This window comes from Candidatus Arsenophonus triatominarum (assembly GCF_001640365.1).
In the GTDB taxonomy this organism is placed as follows: Bacteria; Pseudomonadota; Gammaproteobacteria; order Enterobacterales; family Enterobacteriaceae; genus Arsenophonus; species Arsenophonus triatominarum.
Genome location: NZ_LWMI01000006.1, coordinates 227,846 through 251,059, shown reverse-complemented (window position 1 = coordinate 251,059; position 23,214 = coordinate 227,846). Strand labels below are relative to the sequence as shown.

Annotated in this window: 23 protein-coding genes and 8 pseudogenes; 17 read left to right on the top strand and 14 right to left on the bottom strand. The window is 37.9% G+C overall.

Annotated features, from left to right (window positions below; translation table 11 throughout):
* Nucleotides 1–44: 44 nt before the first annotated feature.
* From nfuA to AYJ55_RS35510, 5 genes and pseudogenes are all read right to left on the bottom strand, one after another.
* On the bottom strand, nucleotides 45–623 hold the full coding sequence (nfuA, locus tag AYJ55_RS04080) for a Fe-S biogenesis protein NfuA (RefSeq protein WP_063654411.1): 579 nt from the start codon (nucleotides 621–623) through the stop codon (nucleotides 45–47).
* Nucleotides 624–681: 58 nt separating this feature from the next.
* Complete coding sequence (locus AYJ55_RS35515) at nucleotides 682–957, bottom strand: phosphoribosyltransferase family protein (RefSeq protein ID WP_425393774.1); 276 nt, start codon at nucleotides 955–957, stop codon at nucleotides 682–684.
* Nucleotides 958–1,046: 89 nt separating this feature from the next.
* The gene (locus tag AYJ55_RS04075) at nucleotides 1,047–1,535 is read right to left on the bottom strand and encodes an IS630 family transposase (RefSeq protein WP_162505297.1); all 489 of its coding nucleotides are present in this window, start codon (nucleotides 1,533–1,535) and stop codon (nucleotides 1,047–1,049) included.
* Between the two features lie 17 nt (nucleotides 1,536–1,552).
* Nucleotides 1,553–1,870: pseudogene (locus tag AYJ55_RS32595) on the bottom strand (IS630 transposase-related protein); the annotation flags it as partial.
* 190 nt (nucleotides 1,871–2,060) lie between these two features.
* Nucleotides 2,061–2,234: a double zinc ribbon domain-containing protein gene (locus AYJ55_RS35510; protein ID WP_425393773.1), complete on the bottom strand. Its 174-nt coding sequence runs from the start codon at nucleotides 2,232–2,234 to the stop codon at nucleotides 2,061–2,063.
* A gap of 46 nt (nucleotides 2,235–2,280) precedes the next feature.
* Between AYJ55_RS35510 and bioH the strand changes: the two genes are divergently transcribed.
* Nucleotides 2,281–3,066 carry a pimeloyl-ACP methyl ester esterase BioH gene (gene bioH, locus AYJ55_RS04065; RefSeq protein WP_063654652.1) on the top strand — a complete coding sequence of 262 codons (786 nt, stop codon included), beginning with the start codon at nucleotides 2,281–2,283 and terminating at the stop codon, nucleotides 3,064–3,066.
* Between the two features lie 225 nt (nucleotides 3,067–3,291).
* Here the strand turns inward: bioH and AYJ55_RS04060 are convergent, their stop codons facing one another.
* The 4 genes from AYJ55_RS04060 to AYJ55_RS04045 form a co-directional block, all read right to left on the bottom strand.
* Nucleotides 3,292–3,531, bottom strand: a complete 240-nt coding sequence (locus AYJ55_RS04060) for a FeoC-like transcriptional regulator (RefSeq protein ID WP_063654406.1) — start codon at nucleotides 3,529–3,531, stop codon at nucleotides 3,292–3,294.
* Between the two features lie 10 nt (nucleotides 3,532–3,541).
* A complete protein-coding gene (gene feoB / locus AYJ55_RS04055; protein WP_063654650.1) occupies nucleotides 3,542–5,860 on the bottom strand; it encodes a Fe(2+) transporter permease subunit FeoB in 2,319 nt (772 codons plus the stop codon).
* A gap of 60 nt (nucleotides 5,861–5,920) precedes the next feature.
* Nucleotides 5,921–6,157 (bottom strand): ferrous iron transporter A, encoded by a 237-nt coding sequence (feoA, locus tag AYJ55_RS04050; protein ID WP_063654405.1) that lies wholly within the window; start codon nucleotides 6,155–6,157, stop codon nucleotides 5,921–5,923.
* Between the two features lie 308 nt (nucleotides 6,158–6,465).
* Complete coding sequence (locus AYJ55_RS04045; protein WP_187153165.1) at nucleotides 6,466–8,793, bottom strand: Tex family protein; 2,328 nt, start codon at nucleotides 8,791–8,793, stop codon at nucleotides 6,466–6,468.
* A gap of 183 nt (nucleotides 8,794–8,976) precedes the next feature.
* Between AYJ55_RS04045 and greB the strand changes: the two genes are divergently transcribed.
* From greB to AYJ55_RS04010, 8 genes and pseudogenes are all read left to right on the top strand, one after another.
* On the top strand, nucleotides 8,977–9,459 hold the full coding sequence (gene greB, locus AYJ55_RS04040; RefSeq protein ID WP_063654404.1) for a transcription elongation factor GreB: 483 nt from the start codon (nucleotides 8,977–8,979) through the stop codon (nucleotides 9,457–9,459).
* A gap of 137 nt (nucleotides 9,460–9,596) precedes the next feature.
* Nucleotides 9,597–10,316: an osmolarity response regulator transcription factor OmpR gene (gene ompR, locus AYJ55_RS04035; protein ID WP_063654403.1), complete on the top strand. Its 720-nt coding sequence runs from the start codon at nucleotides 9,597–9,599 to the stop codon at nucleotides 10,314–10,316.
* A complete protein-coding gene (gene envZ / locus AYJ55_RS04030; RefSeq protein WP_063654402.1) occupies nucleotides 10,313–11,638 on the top strand; it encodes a two-component system sensor histidine kinase EnvZ in 1,326 nt (441 codons plus the stop codon). Before ompR ends, envZ begins: the two co-directional genes overlap by 4 nt.
* Nucleotides 11,639–12,077: 439 nt before the next feature.
* Nucleotides 12,078–12,239: pseudogene (locus tag AYJ55_RS35505) on the top strand (IS701 family transposase); the annotation flags it as partial.
* A 36-nt stretch (nucleotides 12,240–12,275) separates the two neighbouring features.
* A pseudogene (locus AYJ55_RS04025) lies at nucleotides 12,276–12,836 on the top strand (DUF2815 family protein).
* A gap of 153 nt (nucleotides 12,837–12,989) precedes the next feature.
* A complete protein-coding gene (locus AYJ55_RS04020) occupies nucleotides 12,990–13,355 on the top strand; it encodes an IS630 transposase-related protein (protein WP_063653415.1) in 366 nt (121 codons plus the stop codon).
* A complete protein-coding gene (locus AYJ55_RS04015) occupies nucleotides 13,279–13,812 on the top strand; it encodes an IS630 family transposase (protein ID WP_162505291.1) in 534 nt (177 codons plus the stop codon). Before AYJ55_RS04020 ends, AYJ55_RS04015 begins: the two co-directional genes overlap by 77 nt.
* Nucleotides 13,812–14,339, top strand: coding sequence for a transposase family protein (locus AYJ55_RS04010; RefSeq protein WP_162505296.1), 528 nt, complete (start codon nucleotides 13,812–13,814; stop codon nucleotides 14,337–14,339). The genes AYJ55_RS04015 and AYJ55_RS04010 overlap by 1 nt, the downstream gene beginning before the upstream one ends.
* Before the next feature lie 53 nt (nucleotides 14,340–14,392).
* Here AYJ55_RS04010 and AYJ55_RS04005 read toward each other — a convergent pair.
* From AYJ55_RS04005 to AYJ55_RS03995, 3 genes and pseudogenes are all read right to left on the bottom strand, one after another.
* Nucleotides 14,393–14,863: pseudogene (locus AYJ55_RS04005) on the bottom strand (DDE-type integrase/transposase/recombinase); the annotation flags it as partial.
* A 23-nt stretch (nucleotides 14,864–14,886) separates the two neighbouring features.
* Nucleotides 14,887–15,375 carry an IS630 family transposase gene (locus tag AYJ55_RS04000; RefSeq protein WP_063653499.1) on the bottom strand — a complete coding sequence of 163 codons (489 nt, stop codon included), beginning with the start codon at nucleotides 15,373–15,375 and terminating at the stop codon, nucleotides 14,887–14,889.
* Nucleotides 15,344–15,709, bottom strand: a complete 366-nt coding sequence (locus AYJ55_RS03995; RefSeq protein WP_063653415.1) for an IS630 transposase-related protein — start codon at nucleotides 15,707–15,709, stop codon at nucleotides 15,344–15,346. The genes AYJ55_RS04000 and AYJ55_RS03995 overlap by 32 nt, the downstream gene beginning before the upstream one ends.
* Nucleotides 15,710–16,089: 380 nt before the next feature.
* Between AYJ55_RS03995 and AYJ55_RS03990 the strand changes: the two genes are divergently transcribed.
* The 7 genes and pseudogenes from AYJ55_RS03990 to AYJ55_RS03960 form a co-directional block, all read left to right on the top strand.
* On the top strand, nucleotides 16,090–16,488 hold the full coding sequence (locus tag AYJ55_RS03990; RefSeq protein WP_063654400.1) for a transposase: 399 nt from the start codon (nucleotides 16,090–16,092) through the stop codon (nucleotides 16,486–16,488).
* 290 nt (nucleotides 16,489–16,778) lie between these two features.
* Nucleotides 16,779–16,961 (top strand): annotated as a pseudogene (locus AYJ55_RS03985) (IS4 family transposase); the annotation flags it as partial.
* A gap of 257 nt (nucleotides 16,962–17,218) precedes the next feature.
* Nucleotides 17,219–17,497: pseudogene (locus AYJ55_RS03980) on the top strand (transposase); the annotation flags it as partial.
* 36 nt (nucleotides 17,498–17,533) lie between these two features.
* Nucleotides 17,534–17,899, top strand: a complete 366-nt coding sequence (locus tag AYJ55_RS03975) for an IS630 transposase-related protein (protein WP_063653415.1) — start codon at nucleotides 17,534–17,536, stop codon at nucleotides 17,897–17,899.
* Nucleotides 17,823–18,356 (top strand): IS630 family transposase, encoded by a 534-nt coding sequence (locus AYJ55_RS03970; RefSeq protein WP_162505291.1) that lies wholly within the window; start codon nucleotides 17,823–17,825, stop codon nucleotides 18,354–18,356. The genes AYJ55_RS03975 and AYJ55_RS03970 overlap by 77 nt, the downstream gene beginning before the upstream one ends.
* 21 nt (nucleotides 18,357–18,377) lie before the next feature.
* Nucleotides 18,378–18,761 (top strand): annotated as a pseudogene (locus AYJ55_RS35500) (IS701 family transposase); the annotation flags it as partial.
* A gap of 20 nt (nucleotides 18,762–18,781) precedes the next feature.
* Nucleotides 18,782–19,477 (top strand): annotated as a pseudogene (locus tag AYJ55_RS03960) (IS982 family transposase); the annotation flags it as partial.
* Between the two features lie 189 nt (nucleotides 19,478–19,666).
* On the opposite strand, the gene fabR reads toward AYJ55_RS03960, so the two are convergent.
* Nucleotides 19,667–20,308, bottom strand: coding sequence for an HTH-type transcriptional repressor FabR (gene fabR / locus AYJ55_RS03955; RefSeq protein WP_063654392.1), 642 nt, complete (start codon nucleotides 20,306–20,308; stop codon nucleotides 19,667–19,669).
* A 211-nt stretch (nucleotides 20,309–20,519) separates the two neighbouring features.
* On the opposite strand from fabR, the gene sthA reads away from it, so the two are divergent.
* The gene (sthA, locus tag AYJ55_RS03950) at nucleotides 20,520–21,917 is read left to right on the top strand and encodes a Si-specific NAD(P)(+) transhydrogenase (RefSeq protein WP_063654391.1); all 1,398 of its coding nucleotides are present in this window, start codon (nucleotides 20,520–20,522) and stop codon (nucleotides 21,915–21,917) included.
* A gap of 34 nt (nucleotides 21,918–21,951) precedes the next feature.
* Here the strand turns inward: sthA and oxyR are convergent, their stop codons facing one another.
* Complete coding sequence (gene oxyR / locus AYJ55_RS03945) at nucleotides 21,952–22,854, bottom strand: DNA-binding transcriptional regulator OxyR (RefSeq protein WP_063654389.1); 903 nt, start codon at nucleotides 22,852–22,854, stop codon at nucleotides 21,952–21,954.
* Between the last annotated feature and the right edge of the window lie 360 nt (nucleotides 22,855–23,214).

Below are 23,214 nucleotides of genomic sequence, written 5' to 3'. Positions count from 1 at the left end.
TACTTTTAAAGAGTATCCATCATTGGCAAAAATGAGTAATTATTTTAATAATAAGAGTGATCACCACGCTGATGTTCGGTTAAATCTTTTACGCCTTTCAATTCGTCTGGGAACATATTTAGCAACTGTTTTTCAATACCTTCTTTTAAGGTAATATCGACCATTGAACAGCCATTACATCCTCCACCGAATTGTAGAATTGCATATCCATCGTCAGTGATTTCCATCAATGAAACCCGTCCTCCATGGCCTGCTAATTGAGGGTTAATTTGTGATTGAATAACATATTCAACTCGTTCAATCAGTGGAGCATCGTCAGCAACTTTTCGCATTTTCGCATTAGGCGCTTTTAGGGTAAGTTGAGCGCCTAATTGATCCGTTACGAAATCGATTTCGGCCTCTTCCAGAAAAGGTGCACTAATTTCATCAATATAAGCTGAAAGTTTATCAAATTTAAGTTCAATATCCGTCGCTTCGATAGCATCAGGAGGACAATAAGAGACCCCACATTCTGCAGAAGGTGTGCCAGGATTAATGACAAATACTCGAATTTGTGTACCAGGTTCTTGATTTGCCAATAGTTTGGCAAAATGAGCTTGTGCTGCTTCAGTAATATTAATCATAATCGATGCTCAAGTTTATCATCTTAGTATGTTTATCATACGCTCTTTTCCTTACTTTCTACAAGGTTCTGCATATTGCCCAGGCTTGAACTGAATTTGCTCCAGCACTAATCAGCAATTTAGCAACTTCATTCATTGTTGTTCCTGTTGTAATGACATCGTCAAGTACGGCAATATGGCGATCCTGAAACGATTTTTTTACCCTAAAAGCTTTACTAAGATTTTGGGTACGTTTTTTGGCAGAAAGTAGAGTTTGCTGTAGTGTAGCACGAGTGCGAATAATTGAATTAGTTTGAAATTGGCATCCTAACCAATAAGCTAATTGAGTTGCTATTAAACTGGCTTGATTAAATCCATGTTGCCAATGTTTACCATGACGAAGTGGGATCGCTATTATGATATAGCTAGGCGACTTAATTTTGATTACAGCATATGTATTAAAAACAGGTCATCGATAGTGCATCCTGTTTCCATCTTTTTACGTTTAGCTTGAGACCATTTATGTTCTATAGGATTTAAATCTGGTGAATACACAGGCAAATATTCTATCTGGTGTCCTGCGTTTATAATTGCCTGTTCAATATTCTTACCTTTGTGAAAGCTAGCGTTGTCCATAAAAATAACAGAATTTTCAGGAAGTTCTGGGAGCAATATTTTTGTGCTCCAAACATAAAAAACATCACGGTTAATATTGCAATCAAATAATCCGATAGCAAAAAGGGTTGTTCCCAATAAAGCGCCAATAACATTTGTTCTTCCCTTAGCACCCCAGTTTTTCAGGCCAAAACAACGGTGACCTTTTGGGGAATAGCCGTGAGTTCGTGGAGTGTCATGTGAAAAACCACTTTCATCAATAAAAACAACAGATTTATCTTTTTTTTCATACTGTTGTCTTTTTTGCTGATGTGCCAGCCTGTCGCTTTCGTTGGTTTTTGGATGGAATAGAGTTTTTTTTTATAGGTTAATCCCAGCTTTTTAAGGGATTGCCAAATAGTCTTTTTACAAACACCGAATCGCTCTGCCCGTTCCTTTTGGTAAGCATCTGGATACTGTTCCACATCTTTTGCTAAAGCATTTTTATCGAGCTTCCTCTTACGTGGCGTTGAATTTTTTGGCTCTGGTCGTTTAAGCCAACGTACTAAAGACGCTTTTCCAATACGGAATTGTTTCGCAGTTTCTCGAATTGTTAAACCTTCGGCTTTCCTTACAGATATTACTTTACGTCGAAAATCAATTGTATAACTCATAACACACCTTGTAATCAAAATTAAGTCGCCTAGCTATATCTGGTTTGCGCCAGCGTTGTTGGCAATATCCTTGTTGCCAATAGAGTAGAAATAAGCGTGCAAGGATAAAGGCGATTTGCGTTATCTTTTCATATTGTACTGCTGTACTAGCTAATGGTGGTATATAGGGAGTAATGGCGACAAGATTGTGCTAATAGGGCGGAGTTTGTAAGCAGCGACCGCAAGCAAGGGTGAATTGTTCAACGGGTAAAGCGCAGCGATGACAAACTCGTTTTAGATAAGGCAAATGTTTTAAACAGTAGTGACAAATGCCATGAAAGCGATATTTTAGTGTTTGGTGGCATAGCCAACAATACCAAGCCATTGTTAACATAATGATGTCATTTTATACCTATAAAGAGATAATAACTATGACGACACTGTTTTGGCAGCAGTTGGGTAAAGGAAAACAAGATATTGTGCTATTGCACGGATGGGGATTGAATGCAGAAGTTTGGCGTACCATTGAAGTGGAATGTGGTTCTCATTTTCGTCTCCATCTAGTTGACTTACCTGGCTATGGTCGTAGTAATCTTTTTCCACCGATGTCGCTACAACAAATGGCAGAGGTAATTTGGCAGAAAGCGCCTAAGCAGGCTATTTGGTTAGGTTGGTCGTTAGGCGGACTGATTGCTAGTATCATCTCACTTAACCATCAAGCTGAAATAGCAGGTTTAATAACAGTGGCTTCATCGCCCTGTTTTGGACAACAAGAAAATTGGCCAGGCATTAAACCTACGGTACTTAAGGGGTTTGAACAACAATTACAGGTTGATTTTCATCGTACTGTAGAACGTTTCCTTGTATTGCAAACATTGGGCACTAAAACAGCTAATGACGATATACGATTATTAAAATCGGTGATACTAGAGCAGCCGTTACCCTCTGTTGCCGTGTTAAACGCAGGTTTGGAAATTTTGCGAACAACTGATCTACGGCAATCTTTATTAACGTTAAATAAACCTTTTTTGCGTATCTATGGTGACTTTGATAGCTTAGCACCAAAAAAAATAGTACCAATGCTGGATAAATGGTTACCAAATTCGCCTTCGGTGGTAATAAAACATGCCGCCCATGCCCCTTTTATTTCTCATCCTAATCAGTTTATTCAATTGTTAGTCGATTTTTCGGATCAATTATATGGGGAGTCAGAATAAAAGCAAAAACATTATTTATGCTAATAAATTAGACACGAGTTTCGCAGCGATAAAAAAACGCTCTATTTTTAAGTTTAATTCAGCATAATATATAAATAGACAAAATCTTATAAATTAAAAGCAACTTATTGTAATTTAAACAAATTTATACGTTTTAGTAACTTGCAAATTAACCATTGCTTTTAAGCCATTTCTGGAATTTTATATGCCTGTGCGAAACTTGTGTTAGAGAGAAGTAACTTGATAAATTTTTAGGTTACACTTTTTTATTTCGGGACATTGTTTACAACTATGGCCCGTTAAACAGGATAATTGATCAATTTGTTCTAATTTTCCCATGGCCGCTAATTTATCTAACATAGCCTCAATCATAGGTAATGAAGCAGAGAATTTCTGACTAATTTGGTAAGCATCCGTTCTGCCATACAGCGCAACCATATCTCTGACTTGCAATAAACTGATCATCTCATTACCTCTAATGGCATGAACCACTTTGACTGTGGTTACATTTATGGACATTATGATGGAGTTTTAATGTTATGCGTTTACGTGAATGGCGCAACAATGCGATTAACAGTAAGTTAAATACGACGAGCATCCCAATAACCCACGCGCTATATTGTGGATGTTGTGAGAAAGTGGCTATTTGGTAGAACAAGGCAGAAACTGAATAAGCAACATTCAAGCCCCATAGAATAGAAAATGTCATCCAGTTTCGATTCGTTTCACGGGCAATGGCTCCTAATACAGAAATGCAAGGCACATAAAGTAGAACAAAGATTAGATAGCTATAGGCTGCTGATAAAGACGAGCCGAATCGTGCTGCCATAGCGCCCATTGTACTGCTATCCATATCACCATCACCTTTACTTGCTTCAATAGGATTGGATAAGACACTTAAACTGAATGTTTCTTTTAGACTATCCCAAGTTTCATTAACTGCATCCTCTAATTCATCTAACAGATTAAATTGCTCGGCATTAAAAAGTGTTTGAGTAATATTTTCGGCGGTGTACAGTGTATTCAATGTGCCGACAACCACTTCTTTAGCTAATGCGCCCGTAATAAGTCCAACGGTTGCTTGCCAATTATCATCATTGATACCGATAGGTTTCAGTAACGGGGTAACGGTTTTACTTACTGACGCTAATGCTGATTGGTTAATATTATCAACGACTTTACCGGACAAAGAAAAACTATTAAGTGCCCCGATAATCATACTGGCAATAATAATCACTTTTCCCGCTCTTAAGATAAAGCCTTTCAATCTTTGCCAGGTCTGTAATAGTAATGTTTTTAAGTGTGGTACATGGTAAACCGGTAATTCCATAATAAAAGGGGAGGATGCGCCCCGTGCAACAGTATATTTCAATAACAACCCTGTTAGGATAGCAATAACAATACCTAATAAATAAAGAGAAAAAACAATACTTGCGCCATTTTTGCCAAAAAAAGCGGCCGCAAAGACAGCAAAAATAGCCAGCCTGGCGCCACAAGACATAAAAGGCGCCATTAAAACGGTGATTAATCGTTCACGAGGGGTATCTAGTGTTCGTGCGCCCATAATAGCAGGCACATTACAGCCAAAACCGACAATCAAAGGAACAAAAGATTTACCAGGCAGACCTAGTGCTTGCATCAGTCTATCCATGACAAATGCTGCGCGTGCCATATAACCTGAGTCTTCCAATACAGAAAGGAATAAATACATTAAACCAATTTGGGGAACTAATGGCAAAACAGTGTTGATACCACCACCTACCCCTTGGGCAAGGAAAACCGTCAACCATTGTGGAAAGTTAAAAGTATGGCCAATCCATTGAATTCCATGGATGAAAATGGCTTCTGAGCCACCTTTAAAGAGCGGTTGTAATGCACCACCAATATTGATAGCAAGTATGAACATCAAATACATGATAAAAAGAAATATCGGCACCCCAAACCAGCGATTAAGTACTATGTTATCAATAAATTGCGTTAAGGCATTCGGTTTTACCGTTTCAGTATTAATAACTGCTTCGCAAATGGTGGCAATAGTTTGATAGCGTGCATTAGCGATGATGAGCTCAGGCTCTTCTTGTTGTTGATATTGTAAATGGGTTCTAATTTTATCTAATTTATCAGTGGAAATAGCGGTACGTTCCAAGCTATATATATCACCTTCTAAGATTTGTAGTACTAGCCAACGGCGCTGTTGATGATTGAATTTATTATGGTCGATAATTTGAGTTAAATTTTCCACTTCGGTGAGCAAAAAATCGGGATAGCGAATGAGGGTTGAAATAAGATTATTACTATGTTTATCAATCGCTTGTTTTAATTTGCTAATACCTTTTGCGCGAGTTGAGACTAGAGGGATAACAGGGCAACCCAGGCGTGTTTGAAGTTCATCAATATTAATATGAATATTTTGGTTTTCGGCAATATCCGACATATTAAGCGCGACGATACAAGGCACACCTAATTCAATAAGTTGTAATGTTAGATAAAGATTACGCTCGAGGTTAGCGGCATCGATAACATTGATCAACATATCCGCTTCGCCACTTAGGATGAAATGACAGGCAATTTGCTCATCGAGTGAGGTCTGTTCTGAAATAGTGGTTAGTGAATAGGTGCCAGGCAGGTCAACTAATTCAATATCATATTCCGAGGTTGCAAAGCGGCCAACCTTTCGCTCAACAGTGACACCAGACCAGTTGCCAACACGTTGACGAGCGCCTGTTAATTGATTAAAGAGTGTCGTTTTACCGGCGTTAGGGTTGCCAATAAGGCCAATAGTTAATGGTTTCATAGTTTTTGGTGTCAGATGAGTAATATGCAATAGGCTATGTTAGTTATCATAAAAATATTTTTATACCGCTTGGTTGCCGGCATCGTCCAAATTTAATAACGCAAGATCTTTTTTTCTTAAGATCAAATTCATACGGCGAGTTTCGATTTGAATAGGATCACCAAACGGCGCTATACGAATAACGTTAAAAAAAGATCCAGGTAACATGCCTAAAGAAAGTAACTTTTGACGGTAAGCTGGATTTATTTCTGCTGAAAATCCGACAATTTTGTATCGATGATTAGGAAGAATTGACATAGACACTTCCACTCTAGAGCCAAAAAAACAAAGATACCGCAAATGGGCACCAGACGAATAGTAAAATTAATGAAAAATATTATCATTCTTACATCAATAATGAAAATCATCATTACATGCTACTCGAATTAATTTAGCGCTTTTTTTAAATGAAAACAATTGATATTGATCAATAGTTCTCTAGAGAGTGAAGTATTGGCATCAAAATTAGTGTTAATTCATTAGTTTTTATTAAAAAAAACCATTTTCTAAAATTGCATATGCTAATAGTCTGATGTTAGATCAGACTATTAGCTATATATTAACGATTAACGCTTTTTATTGAGTGCTGCCGAAAGTGCATCACCCATTACACTATTAGCGAATAGCGTATTGTTGCATTGGGATGTTTTAGTTGAACTGGCTGAGGAGGCTTTTTTGCCTGTCTGTGGCTTATTACGATGTTGTTGTGGCGTATCTGCTATTTTTTCATCCAGACGCATGGTTAATGCAATTCGTTTACGGTTTAAATCAATATCGATAACTTTAACGGTGATAATATCCCCTGTTTTGACTAGAGAATGAGGATCTTTAATAAATTTATCGGACAGGGAGGAAATGTGTACTAAACCATCCTGATGAACGCCAATATCGACAAACGCACCAAAATTGGTCACATTGGTCACTGAACCTTCTAATATCATACCTACTTTAAGATCTTCCATGGTTTCAATGCCATCGATAAAAGAGGCTGTTTTAAATTCTGGCCGCGGGTCTCGTCCAGGCTTTTCTAATTGTTTTAAAATATCATTTACCGTCGGAATACCAAATTTGTCTGTAGTAAACAATTCTGGTTTGAGATTATTAAGCACGCTAGTGTTACCCATAATCGTTTTTAAGGGTTGCTTAGTGGTTAATAAAATTTTTTCTACGATCTGATAAGCTTCAGGATGAACTGTTGAGGAATCGAGAGGATTATTCCCTGCCATAATGCGTAAAAAGCCCGCGCACTGCTCAAAAGCTTTTGTACCAAGACGTGTAACTTCCAATAGTTGTTTGCGGTCATTAAAGCGCCCGTGTTCGTTACGCCAATTAACGACATTTTGGGCAATCGTTTTACTTAGTCCTGCAATATGTGAAAGAAGAGCAACAGAGGCGGTATTTAGATCAACACCGACTGAGTTTACACAATCTTCAACTACCGCTGTCAATTTTTTAGCTAGTAAAGTTTGGTTAACATCATGTTGGTATTGACCAACACCAATTGATTTGGGATCAATTTTTACTAATTCGGCTAGTGGATCTTGTAAACGGCGGGCAATAGAGACTGCGCCACGTAAAGAGACATCGAGTGCTGGAAATTCTTGAGCCGCTAACTCAGATGCCGAGTAAACTGAAGCGCCAGATTCACTAACGATTACTTTCTGGGCGGTAATTTGAGGGTACTGTTTTTTAACTGCGGCAAAAAAGCGTTCAGTTTCACGTGAGGCAGTACCATTACCAATAGCGACCAAGGCAACTTTATATTTCTCACATAAGGATGCAATAGTCGTTGCAGATTTAGTTGCTTGTCCGGTGTGAGGATAAATCGTGTCTGTAGTAATGAGTTTGCCTGTCGCATCAACAATAGCAACTTTGACGCCAGTGCGTAAACCAGGATCTAATCCCATGGTGGTATGCATACCAGCAGGCGCTGCCATCAAAAGGTCACGTAGATTACGTGCGAAAACATGAATCGCTTCTTCTTCTGCTTTTTCACGTAAGGTGCCCATCAATTCTGTTTCAAAATGTAACAGAATTTTAACTCGCCATGTCCAACTGATAACGGCTTTTCGCCATTTATCTGCTGGTGCATTATTTAAATGTAAGCCAAAGTGTTGGGTAATAATTTCTTCACAATAACTTTCTTTTGGTGGTGATTCAAATTGTGGATCGGCATTAAGTGATAATTGTAAAATACCCTCGTTACGGCCACGAAACATAGCAAGTGCACGGTGGGATGGGATATGCGAAATAAGCTCATGGTGATCAAAATAGTCGCTAAATTTTGCACCTATGGTTTCTTTACCTTCAATAACTTTTGCCGTTAAATGGGCATTTTTCCACAAATAATCACGAATTTTGCTAAGTAAATTTGCATCTTCAGCGAAGCGTTCCATTAAAATATAACGAGCACCATCGAGCGCAGCTTTAGTGTCATTAATATTTTTTTGTGGATCAATAAAGGTTTCGGCTATCTGCTCTGGTATATGTTGGGGCTCATTCCATAACCGCTTTGCGAGTGGCTCTAGGCCAGCTTCAATCGCTATTTGGCCTCGTGTCCTACGTTTGGGTTTATAGGGTAAGTAGAGATCTTCGAGCTCAGTTTTATTAAAAGTGTTATTAATCGCTTGAGCAAGTTCAGCCGTAAGCTTTCCTTGTTCATTAATCGATTTTAGGATAGTTTGGCGGCGCTCGTTTAATTCACGTAAGTAACTTAAACGTGTTTCAAGTTTACGTAGCTGGTTATCATCGAGTCCTCCTGTGACTTCTTTACGATAACGGGCAATAAAAGGAACAGTATTTCCTTCATCGAGTAATGTAATGGCTGAAAGTATTTGCGCTGGCGTTGTATCTAATTCATGTGCAATAATTTTGCTTAAGGATTTATTCATCATTTTAGTTTCTTCAATACTTAAATAGGACGCAATTAACGACTTATGTGCGCATTTATACGTGTTGAAAACAATAATTTCCAGTTAACATTATATTTGGATATTAGAACTTGATGTAGTGAACGAAAACTTTTTTTGAATTATATAGTAATTAGTTTAAATTAAGGTTAATTATACTGAGTTTTTATTGTGAAAAATAATTATATTACGCGTGAAGGGTGGAACAACCTCGAAAAAGAGTTGAAGTTTCTTTGGCGTGAGGAGCGGCCGAAAGTCACTCAAGCTGCATCAGAGGCAGCGGCGCTTGGTGATCGTTCAGAGAATGCGGAGTATATTTATGGTAAAAAGCGATTACGAGAAATTGATCGACGTATTCGATTTTTATCTAAACGTCTTGAAGTATTAAAAATAGTTGATCCCGATCCTCGGCAGGAAGGTAGCGTTTACTTTGGGGCTTGGGTAAAACTACAAGATGAAAATGGTGGTATTAAAGTTTTTCGTTTAGTTGGACTAGATGAATTTAATCCGGCTAAAAAATGGATTTCTATTAATTCACCAGTGGCAAGAGAATTATTAGGTAAACAAATTGATGATGAAATTACGGTGAATACGCCAAATGGTATTATTACTTATTGGATATTAATTATCAAGGAATTGAGTTGTAAATGATATAAAATTAAAAAAAATCAATAAAATGTAAATATTAATCTAAAAAAGCCTAATAGGAATTAGTTATATTATTATTGTCTTATTTGTTATTAAGACACTATATCTAGGGATCTTAAAAATATTTATGGAGTCAAAAAATGCAAGAAAATTATAAAATTCTTGTTGTGGATGATGATATGCGTTTGCGCTCTTCACTGGAGCGTTATTTAACTGAACAGGGTTTTCAAGTTCGTAGTACCGCCAATGCGGAGCAAATGGATCGTATTTTGACGCGTGAATCTATTCATTTGATTGTACTGGATTTGATGTTACCCGGTGAAGATGGCTTATCTATTTGCCGTCGTTTAAGGAGTCAAAATAATCCTATCCCAATTATTATGGTAACAGCAAAAGGTGAAGAAGTAGATCGGATTGTTGGATTAGAAATTGGGGCGGATGATTATATACCTAAACCGTTTAATCCCAGAGAGTTATTGGCTCGTATTCGCGCCGTATTACGACGTCAGGCAAATGAGCTGCCGGGTGCGCCGGCACAGGACGAGGCGGTAATTCGGTTTGGTAAATTCAAATTAAATCTAGGAACAAGGGAAATGTTTCAAGATGATGAGTCTATGCCATTAACCAGCGGTGAGTTTGCGGTTTTAAAAGTGCTGGTCTCTTATCCACGTGAGCCTCTATCTCGTGATAAATTGATGAGTCTTGCTCGAGGGCGTGAATATAGTGCGATGGAGCGTTCGATAGACGTGCAGATTTCACGTCTACGTCGAATGATTGAGGATGATCCTATTCATCCACGTTATATTCAAACGGTTTGGGGGTTGGGTTATGTATTTGTACCAGATGGTAGTAAAGCATGAAACGATTGCGTTTTTCCAGACGTAACACGTTTTCTCGTTCATTATTCGTTATTGTTACTTTACTGTTTGCTAGTTTAGTCACCAGCTATTTAGTTGTGCTTAATTTTGTTGTAATGCCGAGTCTTCAGCAGCTTAATAAAGTCTTAGCCTATGAAGTGCATACGTTATTAACAGAGAAAATTGAATTGCAAGATGGAAATGCAATTTTAATGCCTCCATCATTTGAGAAGAAAATCTATAAAGAACTGGGTATTAATTTTTATACCGAGTCGCGTGCTATGGCAAAAGGCTTACGTTGGGCAAGATATTATGAGGAATTAAGCCAGCAGATGGCGGAATATATGGGTGGCAAGGCGGATGTTCGTCTTGAAATTGCCAAAGAGCATCCTTTTTTATGGTTAAACTCTTATCTTGCCCCAAATGTTTGGATACGACTGCCTTTAACTGAAATAGGACAGAATCAGTTCGCCGTTGTATTTCGTTATACATTAGCTATTTTTTTAACCATTTTTGCTGTTACATGGCTTTATATTCGTTATCAGAGTAGACCATTATTTGTATTAGAAAGCTATGCCAAGCAAATGGGAAAAGGTGTCATGGTTCCAGCAATCAAGGAAGAAGGTTCATTAGAAATACGTTATGTCATCCGCGCTTTTAATCGTATGTCGTCAGGAATAAAAATGCTGGAAAATGATAGAACGATATTAATGGCAGGCGTGAGTCATGATTTGAGAACTCCGTTAACACGGATCCGTTTAGCGACAGAAATGATGAATGAAAAGGATCAATATCTAGCAGAATCAATTAACAAAGATATTGAAGAGTGTAATGCCATCATTGGGCAGTTCATGGACTATATATGTACAGGCAAGGAAATGAACATGGAGTTTTGTGACTTGAACAAAGTCCTACTTGAAACTGTTAATGCTGAGAGTAGTTTCCTGTCTAATATTGAGACGCAGATTAGTTCATCACCTATCATTATTAATGCTAATGTAATTGCCATTAAACGAGCAGTAACCAATATGCTGGTTAACGCCCTCCGCTATGGAAATGGTTGGGTAAAAGTCAGTAGTGGTGTGATAAAAGATCACGCCTGGTTTCAGGTTGAGGATGATGGCGCAGGACTTAAAAAAGAAAGTATTCAACATCTTTTTCAACCTTTTGTGCAAGGTGAAAGGGCAAGAAGTAATGGTGGTACAGGGCTAGGATTAGCAATTATTCGACGAATTATTGATGCTCATGATGGTGAAATTATTATAGATAAAAGTAAACGGGGAGGGTTATCTATACGGGCAACTTTACCATTAATGGAAAAATAAAAATCTATATTTTTATTTAGCCGTAATTTAACGGAAAATTTTATTATATTTTATAAAATCATATAATTCTTTGATTTTTGAAAATTTATTATATCGATATATAAGGCTATATTTTTAAATAAATTGATTATTTATTTAACAGTCATAAATAATACATCTTTCTGTCATCTAACTAACCTATTTTTTCCTCGTATTTTTTAACTCGTTACAATTAACAGAGTAATTTGTTTCTCTTTCATCTCAAACACGAGTTTCGCACAGGCATATAAAATTCCAGAAATGGCTTAAAAGCAATGGCTAATTTGCAAGTTACTAAAACGTATAAATTTGTTTAAATTACAATAAGTTGCTTTTAATTTATAAGATTTTGTCTATTTATATATTATGCTGAATTAAACTTAAAAATAGAGCGTTTTTTTATTGGTGCGAAACTCGTGACTTAGTAACAAACAAAGAGAATCCCACCCGTGAATACGTCAAATCTATCATGGATGCCTGTTGGTCTGTTGAAGTTTATCATCGAGAAGTTAAACAAAATTGGGACGTAATCAAAATTGCTATTACTGAGCACATCCGTGTTTTATTAGCGTACCCAAATTAGTTTTGTGCGAAACTCGTGTAATTAAAATGTAATGTTATGAAAATCAAATTAAACAATGTACGTCTGGCTTTTCCTGATTTATTTGAACCTTCTCAGTTTAGCGGTCAGAGTGAATTCAAATACCGTGCCACTTTCCTTATCGCCAAAAGTCGTATTGACCTGATTGAAGAAATCAAAGCCGTTATCAAACGTGTGATTGGGGAAAAATGGGACGCAAAGGATATCGAAAAAATCTATAACAGCATTTGTAATAATCCTAACCGTTTTTGCCTACGCAATGGCGATAACAAAGAATACGACGGCTACGCCGGAAACCTGTATATCGGCGCCAGCAACAAATCTCGTCCGTTAGTTATTGACCGTAACACTTCACCGTTAACCGCACAGGATGGTCGTCCCTACTCTAGCTGTTACGTTAACGCCACCATTGAGTTTTACGCCTATGACAATAACGGTAAAGGGGTTTCAGCGTCATTAAGAGGCGTTCAGTTTTTCCGTGATGGTGACGCCTTTACAGGGGGGGGGGGGCGGTGTGGCCTCCGTTGAAAAGTTTGATGATCTGAACATGGCTGAGAAGAAGAATTATTAGCCAGCTAACACATGTAGTGGTCAACTAAAATTGGCCACCCTACCTGACTGTTCACGGAACAGTCGCTCTGATTCGTTTGGCGTTAATCCACCATTATACCAGTGAGGTCTTATATCGCTATAGTATAGCTAGGCGACTTAATTTTGATTACAAGGTGTGTTATGAGTTATACAATTGATTTTCGACGTAAAGTAATATCTGTAAGGAAAGCCGAAGGTTTAACAATTCGAGAAACTGCGAAACAATTCCGTATTGGAAAAGCGTCTTTAGTACGTTGGCTTAAACGACCAGAGCCAAAAAATTCAACGCCACGTAAGAGGAAGCTCGATAAAAATGCTTTAGCAAAAGATGTGGAACAGTATCCAGATGCTTACCAAAAGGAACGGGCAGAGCGATTCGGTGTTTGTAAAAAGACTATTTGGCAATCCCTTAAAAAGCTGGGATTAACCTATAAAAAAAACTCTATTCCATCCAAAAACCAACGAAAGCGACAGGCTGGCACATCAGCAAAAAAGACAACAGTATGAAAAAAAAGATAAATCTGTTGTTTTTATTGATGAAAGTGGTTTCTCACATGACACTCCACGAACTCACGGCTATTCCCCAAAAGGTCACCGTTGTTTTGGCCTGAAAAACTGGGGTGCTAAGGGAAGAACAAATGTTATTGGCGCTTTATTGGGAACAACCCTTTTTGCTATCGGATTATTTGATTGCAATATTAATCGTGATGTTTTTTATGTTTGGATCACAAAAATATTGCTCCCAGAACTTCCTGAAAATTCTGTTATTTTTATGGACAACGCTAGCTTTCACAAAGGTAAGAATATTGAACAGGCAATTATAAACGCAGGACACCAGATAGAATATTTGCCTGTGTATTCACCAGATTTAAATCCTATAGAACATAAATGGTCTCAAGCTAAACGTAAAAAGATGGAAACAGGATGCACTATCGATGACCTGTTTTTAATACATATGCTGTAATCAAAATTAAGTCGCCTAGCTATAAAGACGTCTTTATTGATGGGACAGAGCGACCTGTCCAAAAGCCTAAGAATCTGCGTCGGCGAAAAAAAATGTATTCGGGAAAGAAAAGACAGACCACTCGAAAAGGGCTTATTATGACTGACGAAACGAGGAAAATTGGATTTATCCCCATGATCAAAAATGGGCGCCGTCACGATAAACGCTTACTCGATAAAGTCGATATAATTCGCCATATTCCCCCTGAGGTAACCATCTGGGCCGATACCGGTTTTCAAGGTATAGATAAACAGCATCCTAATACACAAATCCCAAAAAAAGGAACTCGAAAAAGACCTTTATCGCCTGAACAAAAACAAGAAAATAAAATAATCTCGGGCATCCGTATTACGGTTGAACACGCCATCGCGGGTATCAAGCGCCTCGGTTGTATGACCCAAATTTTACGGAATCGTAGACCCTTTATTGATGATACCTTTTTACTCCTTAGTGCCGGTCTTTGGAATTTCCATCTCAGAACAGCCTAAAATTTACTTCAATCACCGAAATACCCTTATTTCACTATTAAGCAACACGCTTTTTGGGTCATCTGATAACGCCACAATGCCTGCCTATACTGACGACTGGTATAATGACTTCCCTGATCACTATGGAACATCACCTGTTTGGGATGCCCACGTAGTTCCCAAGCCATTTGTAGTGCTTTGGCGGTTAATTCTGAGTCTGGTGCAAATGACATTGCCCAGCCCACCGGTTTTCGGGCAAACAAATCCAATACCACAGCCAGATAGGCCCATCGTGAGCCTGTCCAAATATAGGTTACATCGCCGCACCAAACCTGGTCAGGCTTTGTAACAGCGAACTGCCTATTGAGCAGATTTGGAATATCAATACGTTCATTTCCACCGCGGTTGTATTTATGTTTTCGCTCTTGGCAACTGACGATGATTAATTCTTTCATCAACTTACCCGCTAACCACCGCCCAAGTTTCACGTTGTGTGTATTGGTAACCATCGTGGCGATAGTCCTTGCGCCAGCAGAGCCGCCACTATAGCTAGGCGACTTAATTTTGATTACAGCATATGTATTAAAAACAGGTCATCGATAGTGCATCCTGTTTCCATCTTTTTACGTTTAGCTTGAGACCATTTATGTTCTATAGGATTTAAATCTGGTGAATACACAGGCAAATATTCTATCTGGTGTCCTGCGTTTATAATTGCCTGTTCAATATTCTTACCTTTGTGAAAGCTAGCGTTGTCCATAAAAATAACAGAATTTTCAGGAAGTTCTGGGAGCAATATTTTTGTGATCCAAACATAAAAAACATCACGATTAATATTGCAATCAAATAATCCGATAGCAAAAAGGGTTGTTCCCAATAAAGCGCCAATAACATTTGTTCTTCCCTTAGCACCCCAGTTTTTCAGGCCAAAACAACGGTGACCTTTTGGGGAATAGCCGTGAGTTCGTGGAGTGTCATGTGAAAAACCACTTTCATCAATAAAAACAACAGATTTATCTTTTTTTTCATACTGTTGTCTTTTTTGCTGATGTGCCAGCCTGTCGCTTTCGTTGGTTTTTGGATGGAATAGAGTTTTTTTTATAGGTTAATCCCAGCTTTTTAAGGGATTGCCAAATAGTCTTTTTACAAACACCGAATCGCTCTGCCCGTTCCTTTTGGTAAGCATCTGGATACTGTTCCACATCTTTTGCTAAAGCATTTTTATCGAGCTTCCTCTTACGTGGCGTTGAATTTTTTGGCTCTGGTCGTTTAAGCCAACGTACTAAAGACGCTTTTCCAATACGGAATTGTTTCGCAGTTTCTCGAATTGTTAAACCTTCGGCTTTCCTTACAGATATTACTTTACGTCGAAAATCAATTGTATAACTCATAACACACCTTGTAATCAAAATTAAGTCGCCTAGCTATACCTTTTTACTCCTTAGTGCCGGTCTTTGGAATTTCCATCTCAGAACAGCCTAAAATTTACTTCCAATCACCGAATACCCTTATTTCACTATTAAGCAACACGCTTACTGATTACACCGATCAGTGAGGGTGAAACATTGAAGAGGTTTAGTGTACAGAAAGGAAGTATCGTCATTGCTGATAGAGGATTCAACCATCGTGCGGGAATAAAGCATATTATTGAGCAGGGAGCAGATGTAGTGGTAAGAATGAATTTACTAGGGCTTCCGTAGCTTGACCTAGAAGGAAATAAGTTTGAACAACTTAAGCACCTTCGCAATCTGGCAAAGGGAGAATATGGCGAATGGCAAGCGATCATGAGCTCAGAGGGCAATATACCGTACGGGTATGCGCTTACCGTAAAACAGAAGCACAACGTATTGAAAGTGAAAGAAAATACCTGAAAAAAATTAGTAAAAATCAGAGAAAACAGAACCCTAAAGTACAAGAAATAACTGGCTATGTAGTGATAATCACCACGCTAAAAGAGCTAAGCAAAGAAGATATTTTAAAGCTTTACAGACTGCGATGGCAGATAGAGCTCGCTTTTAAACGGATGAAATCCTTAATGAAACTAGGGCATCTTAAAAAGAAAAATCCTATAGGGATAAAGGCATGGTTACAAGGAAAGCTGTTCCTTTCTTGTCTGTTAGAGCATCTGCTGGCAATCAGCAGACGTTTTTCCCCTCAAAAACTCCGATAAAGAACTTAATGATTCAGCTAGCAGATGGCAATCTATATCACTGATATTTAACCTGTTAATTCACGTTCTTTATCCCACAGTATCACTCTTTGAATGTATATCAAAGTTGGACAAAATACAGCGAGAGCTTAAAGGCTCTCGAAGTCGAAAGCGACAATATCAGACTTCATCATTGTCTCAATTTAAATTTGGTTAGCACTTATGGTGCTGAGGAATCCCCAGAAAACGAGACAGGCATAGCGTTATGTTGATCTACTGATTTGTGCCAACAATTCCATGAGATCACCGCTATGCCTGTTCGTAAAGTATGTCAGAATTTTTTCAGGGATGCCTTAGCACCTTTTCATCAATACCGACAAAATGCCCTGCTGGATGCCACTGTGGCGTTAATCAATGGAGCATCACTGACGCTGACCAGCCTCGGTCGTTTTTTGCCGGGGAGAGCACAGGTCAAAAATAAGATTAAATGTATTAGTCTTAACTTAATCTGACAATTCTGATTTAAAAAAGAGCGTTACCGGTTTTAATTAACATCATTAAATCACGAGTTTCGCACAGGCATATAAAATTCCAGAAATGGCTTAAAAGCAATGGTTAATTTGCAAGTTACTAAAACGTATAAATTTGTTTAAATTACAATAAGTTGCTTTTAATTTATAAGATTTTGTCTATTTATATATTATGCTGAATTAAACTTAAAAATAGAGCGTTTTTTATTGGTGCGAAACTCGTGGTTAATTTACTTTGGCATAATCTAACAACTGTTGAATCAATTCCTATTGATTATCGTATTTATGATAAAGATTCTGATGGTAAAACAAAAAACACGCACTTTTCCGAAATGCTCGCTCTTGCTAAAAAAAGAGGGATCATACCAGAAGCGGTAGTGATGGATGCTTGGTATTCTAGCCTGGACAATCTGAAATCAATTCGCTCTCATGGTTGGGTCTGGGTAACCACGCTGAGGAAAAACAGGATTGTTAACCATAACAAACAACTGAACAAGTTATAGCTAGGCGACTTAATTTTGATTACAAGGTGTGTTATGAGTTATACAATTGATTTTCGACGTAAAGTAATATCTGTAAGGAAAGCCGAAGGTTTAACAATTCGAGAAACTGCGAAACAATTCCGTATTGGAAAAGCGTCTTTAGTACGTTGGCTTAAACGACCAGAGCCAAAAAATTCAACGCCACGTAAGAGGAAGCTCGATAAAAATGCTTTAGCAAAAGATGTGGAACAGTATCCAGATGCTTACCAAAAGGAACGGGCAGAGCGATTCGGTGTTTGTAAAAAGACTATTTGGCAATCCCTTAAAAAGCTGGGATTAACCTATAAAAAAAACTCTATTCCATCCAAAAACCAACGAAAGCGACAGGCTGGCACATCAGCAAAAAAGACAACAGTATGAAAAAAAAGATAAATCTGTTGTTTTTATTGATGAAAGTGGTTTTTCACATGACACTCCACGAACTCACGGCTATTCCCCAAAAGGTCACCGTTGTTTTGGCCTGAAAAACTGGGGTGCTAAGGGAAGAACAAATGTTATTGGCGCTTTATTGGGAACAACCCTTTTTGCTATCGGATTATTTGATTGCAATATTAATCGTGATGTTTTTTATGTTTGGATCACAAAAATATTGCTCCCAGAACTTCCTGAAAATTCTGTTATTTTTATGGACAACGCTAGCTTTCACAAAGGTAAGAATATTGAACAGGCAATTATAAACGCAGGACACCAGATAGAATATTTGCCTGTGTATTCACCAGATTTAAATCCTATAGAACATAAATGGTCTCAAGCTAAACGTAAAAAGATGGAAACAGGATGCACTATCGATGACCTGTTTTTAATACATATGCTGTAATCAAAATTAAGTCGCCTAGCTATAGACATCTCAGAAGAAGGAACTCCAATACACTTACGAGGCTACGGTTGGGTGACTGTTTTCAAATTTTGAGCCAAAAACGGCCGTATTGATTACAGAGTAACAAACAAAGACAATCCCACCCGTCAATACGTCAAATCTATCATGGATGCCCGTTGGTCTGTTGACGTTTATCATCAGAAGTTAAACAAAATTGTGGTATTGAACGCTGTCAGGCTCGCACGAGTCAGGCGCAAAAATCATATTTTTCTCGCAATTTCTGCGTGGTTTGAACAACATAAACGCTGTATATCTGAAAAAATAACCCTTTATAAACAAAATTGGGACTTAATCAAAAATGCTATTACTGAGCACATCCGTGTTTTATTAGCGTACCCAAATTAGTTTTGTGCGAAACTCGTGATCAACTCCGATTCAGACAATTCAAGGTATTTTATCTCTATTATGTCCGTTTATATCTCAGGAAGGAATTTCCTAACTTGCCATCATATTCACGCTGCGTAGAGTTACTTCCGCGCAGTGCCTTAGCTTTAACGGCACTGTTTGAGTCAATTAAGGGAAAGTGCACGGGTCTGTCGGTTGCCGATTCTACTCCGATAGCTGTGTGTGATAACTTACGGATCCGCCGGCATAAAGTCTTCGATGGGATAGCTGAACGAGGAAAAACCTCAACAGGTTGGTTCTTTGGTTTCAAACTTCATGTAATTATCAATCATTTGGGGGAAATACTCAGTTTTCGACTTACACCAGGAAACACAGATGATCGGAAACCATTACCTGCTGGTTGTTTGTATGCGGATAAAGGGTATTTATCGGCTTCACTGAAACAGCAACTGAAAACAATGGGAATTAACCTTATAACGAATATCAAGAAGAAAATGAAGTCTGTTGAACAGACTTGTTTCAACAAAGCCATCTTGCATCATCGTTCTGTCATTGAAACGGTATTTGATGAGTTAAAAAATCTTTGTCAGATAGCGCATACGCGGCACCGCTCTCCTGCTAACTTTTTAGTGAATTTATTAGCCGGGCTGGTTGCATGTTGTTTAATTCCATCTAAACCAAAGATACCTGTGGCAGGAACATATCTTCAAGCATAATTGATAATGCTTATCCCGAACTCAGGTTATCTAATGATAGCTAATATTATTTTTATTCTAAAAATATATTAAATAATATAGATATAGACAATATTTCTCTAACATTCATAATATTAAAAATCATTTAAAAAACTAATATAAAAAACACCAATAAATAATTGCAATTTTTGGTTTACTGTAAAAAATTATTTATAATTTAATATTATGTTTTTCCTGTTCACGACGATACCAATAATAGGCTCCTCTGGCGATAATTCTAAGCTGTAAAATTAATCGTTCTTCCAAAAGCTGCCTTTTTTCCTGATCAATATCTAATGCTTCTGCCCCCGCACTAAATACTATAGTAACCATGGCTTCTGCTTCAATTTCAGTAAAATACCGAGGCATATTACTTTCCTGTTGCAAGTAGTCGGCCAATTCAGCAATAAAATGCTGAATTTCTCTGGCAACTGCTGCACGAAATTCAGCCGATGTACCTGAACGTTCACGCAGCAATAATCGAAAGGCATTCGGATTATTACCAATAAATTCCATAAAAGTAGCAACAGATGTTCGAATAACACTGCCACCTTTTGCAATACGCTGTCGTGCTTGACGCATTAATTGACGGAGCATAAGACCGCTTTCATCAACCATGGTCAATCCTAATTCATCAACATCACGAAAATGTCGATAAAAAGAAGTCGGTGCAATACCCGCTTCTCGGGCAACTTCACGTAAGCTGAGACTAGTAAAGCTACGCTCAGCACTCAATTGACTAAAAGCCGCTTCTATCAGAGAACGACGCGTTTTTTCTTTCTGTTTTGCTCTGACGCCTGTAATATTACTCACAGTAATTAATATACCTCTTCGATAATAATGTAACTAGGCTACTATACCAAATTTTAACAGATTTGCAGTGTCCTTAAGTTTAACTAGTATATAAGGAATTTCCGTTATTTATTAAAATGTAAAGCCTGAATCTTATATTTAAGCTTGATTAAAGAAGATAATGTTAATCTGAGTTGTCTATTCGTATTTACATAATAATAGGTTATACCGAATGCCACAGATTCAATTTGATACTATCGTTATTGGTTCCGGCCCTGGGGGAGAAGGTGCAGCAATGGGGTTGGTAAAACAAGGGAAAAAAGTCGCAGTCATTGAACGTTATAATAAAATTGGTGGTGGTTGTACCCACCGGGGAACCATTCCTTCTAAAGCGCTTCGGCACGCGGTCAGCCGAATTATCGAGTTTAATCAAAATCCATTATACAGCGATAAATCCCTGCTTTTACGATCTTCTTTCTCCGACATTCTTAAACAAGCCGAGACCGTAATTAATCAACAAACACATATGCGGCAAGGATTTTACGAACGAAATGGTTGCAAAATGTTTGCCGGTGAAGCCTCTTTCATTGACCAACATACTTTAAAAGTTCTTTATAATGATGGTACCTACGATACTCTATATGCTGAAAAAATCATTATCGCAACCGGCTCTCGTCCATATTGTCCACCCGATGTCGATTTTCAGCATTCACGCATTTACAATAGCGATTCAATTTTAACTCTCAATCATGAACCCCACCATGTTATTATTTATGGTGCAGGGGTAATTGGCTGTGAATATGCTTCAATTTTTAGAGGGTTAGGGGTAAAAGTTGATCTTATTAATACCCGTGATCACCTTCTGTCGTTTTTAGACCAAGAAATGTCAGATGCTTTATCATACCATTTTTGGAATAATGGTGTTGTTATTCGTCATAATGAAGAATATGAAAAAATCGAAGGAACAGATGATGGCGTAATTATTCATCTGAAGTCAGGTAAAAAGGTTAAAGCCGATTGTCTATTATATGCTAATGGCCGTACGGGAAATACCGATAATCTAAATTTAGAAGATATCGCTATTCCTATTGATAATCGAGGTCTGATTAAAGTTGATGCTACCTATCGTACTCATAATGAAAATATCTATGCTGTCGGCGATGTTATTGGCTATCCCAGTTTAGCTTCAGCGGCTTATGATCAAGGTCGTCTCGCTGCCCGCGCGATAACAACGGGCCACAGCGATACCCATTTAATTGAGGATATTCCAACCGGGATCTACACCATTCCAGAAATCAGTTCTGTCGGTAAAACAGAACAACAATTGACTGCCATGAAAATCCCTTATGAAGTCGGGCGTGCCCAATTTAAACATTTAGCCAGAGCACAAATTGCAGGAATGAATGTAGGCAGTTTAAAGATCCTATTTCATTGCGAAACATTAAAAATTCTAGGTATTCACTGCTTCGGTGAGCGTGCAGCAGAAATTATTCATATTGGCCAGGCAATTATGGAGCAAAAAGGTGAAGGTAATACTATTGAATATTTTGTTAATACTACCTTCAATTATCCAACTATGGCAGAAGCATTTCGGGTTGCCGCACTAAATGGGTTAAACCGTCTGTTTTAACCCAATGAGTCCAATATTAGTAGTAAGTAAACAATTAATTTTTACTATGGTATCGATACATTTGTTTACGAATTGCCTCAGCAAACTGCTCATGACAACTTCTAAGCGGTGAGCCAGGACGATAAATTAAAACAACCGAACGTGAAGGAACAGGGTTAATACAATCAAGATAATAAACACCATCACGTTTTATCTCTTTCGGTACAGATAAATTTGGCAATAGTGTTATACCACTTCCGGCTGCCACCATGTTACGTAATGTCTCTAAACTGGTGGCGCGAAAGTGGGTATCATCTTTTGCCCCGACCTGAAAACAATATCCCATCGCTTGATCACATAAACAGTGTCCATCTTCCAACATAAGTAATTTCTGGCCAACAAGCTCACGCATTTCAATTTCCTTACGATTGAACCATGGATGCCCTTCATAAATTGCTAATCGCATAGGTTCCTCATACAGAGGAATTTCAATAAAAGCTTCGGTCTCTTTCACTTGCGCTAATATTGCACAATCTAGTTTGCCATTATTTAATTGCGCTAACAAATGGTGTGTTTGTGATTCATGTAAATACATCTCCAATTTAGGAAATAAACGGTGTAATTCTGGAATGATGTGAGGTAAAAGATAAGGACCAATAGTAGGAATTAATCCTATGTGTAACGGGCCTGACATGCTTTCACCTTGTAAGGAAGCCATTTCCTGCAGTATTTTAACTTCTCGCAATACTGTTCTGGCTTGTTCAACTAATAATAACCCCTGCTGAGTAAACAGAACCTTTCGGCTTGTCCGCTCTAATAACATAACACCTAAATCGTCTTCCAATTTACGAATTTGACCGCTTAGGGTCGGTTGACTAACATGGCAAGCATCTGCAGCACGCCGAAAATGTTTATGCTCAGCTAATGCAACAAGGTACTCCAAATCACGAATATTCATGCCTACTCCTTCCCTAAATAGAAATTTGATAGAATCAACCTATCTATTCATCATAATGCATCCAGTTTTCCTATCAACGAAAAAATTCGGCAAAAAAATTTATCTTCATAATTCATAGACAAAAACGAATAAATTAAACGCTTTCGCGGTGAGTTGTTTAGCGCCAATAACTGATTCTACTAAGCAGCTAACATTTCACAACTAAGTTGCGACCATAAATCAATGCTTCAACACCCTATTTATTGAAATTCAGATTCACTAAGCATCGATTGAACACATCACCAATAAAGACTTCACTGAACTTTTATGATCAAATTAATGGTCATTGCTGAATTTAAATCGATATATTGAGATAATTAT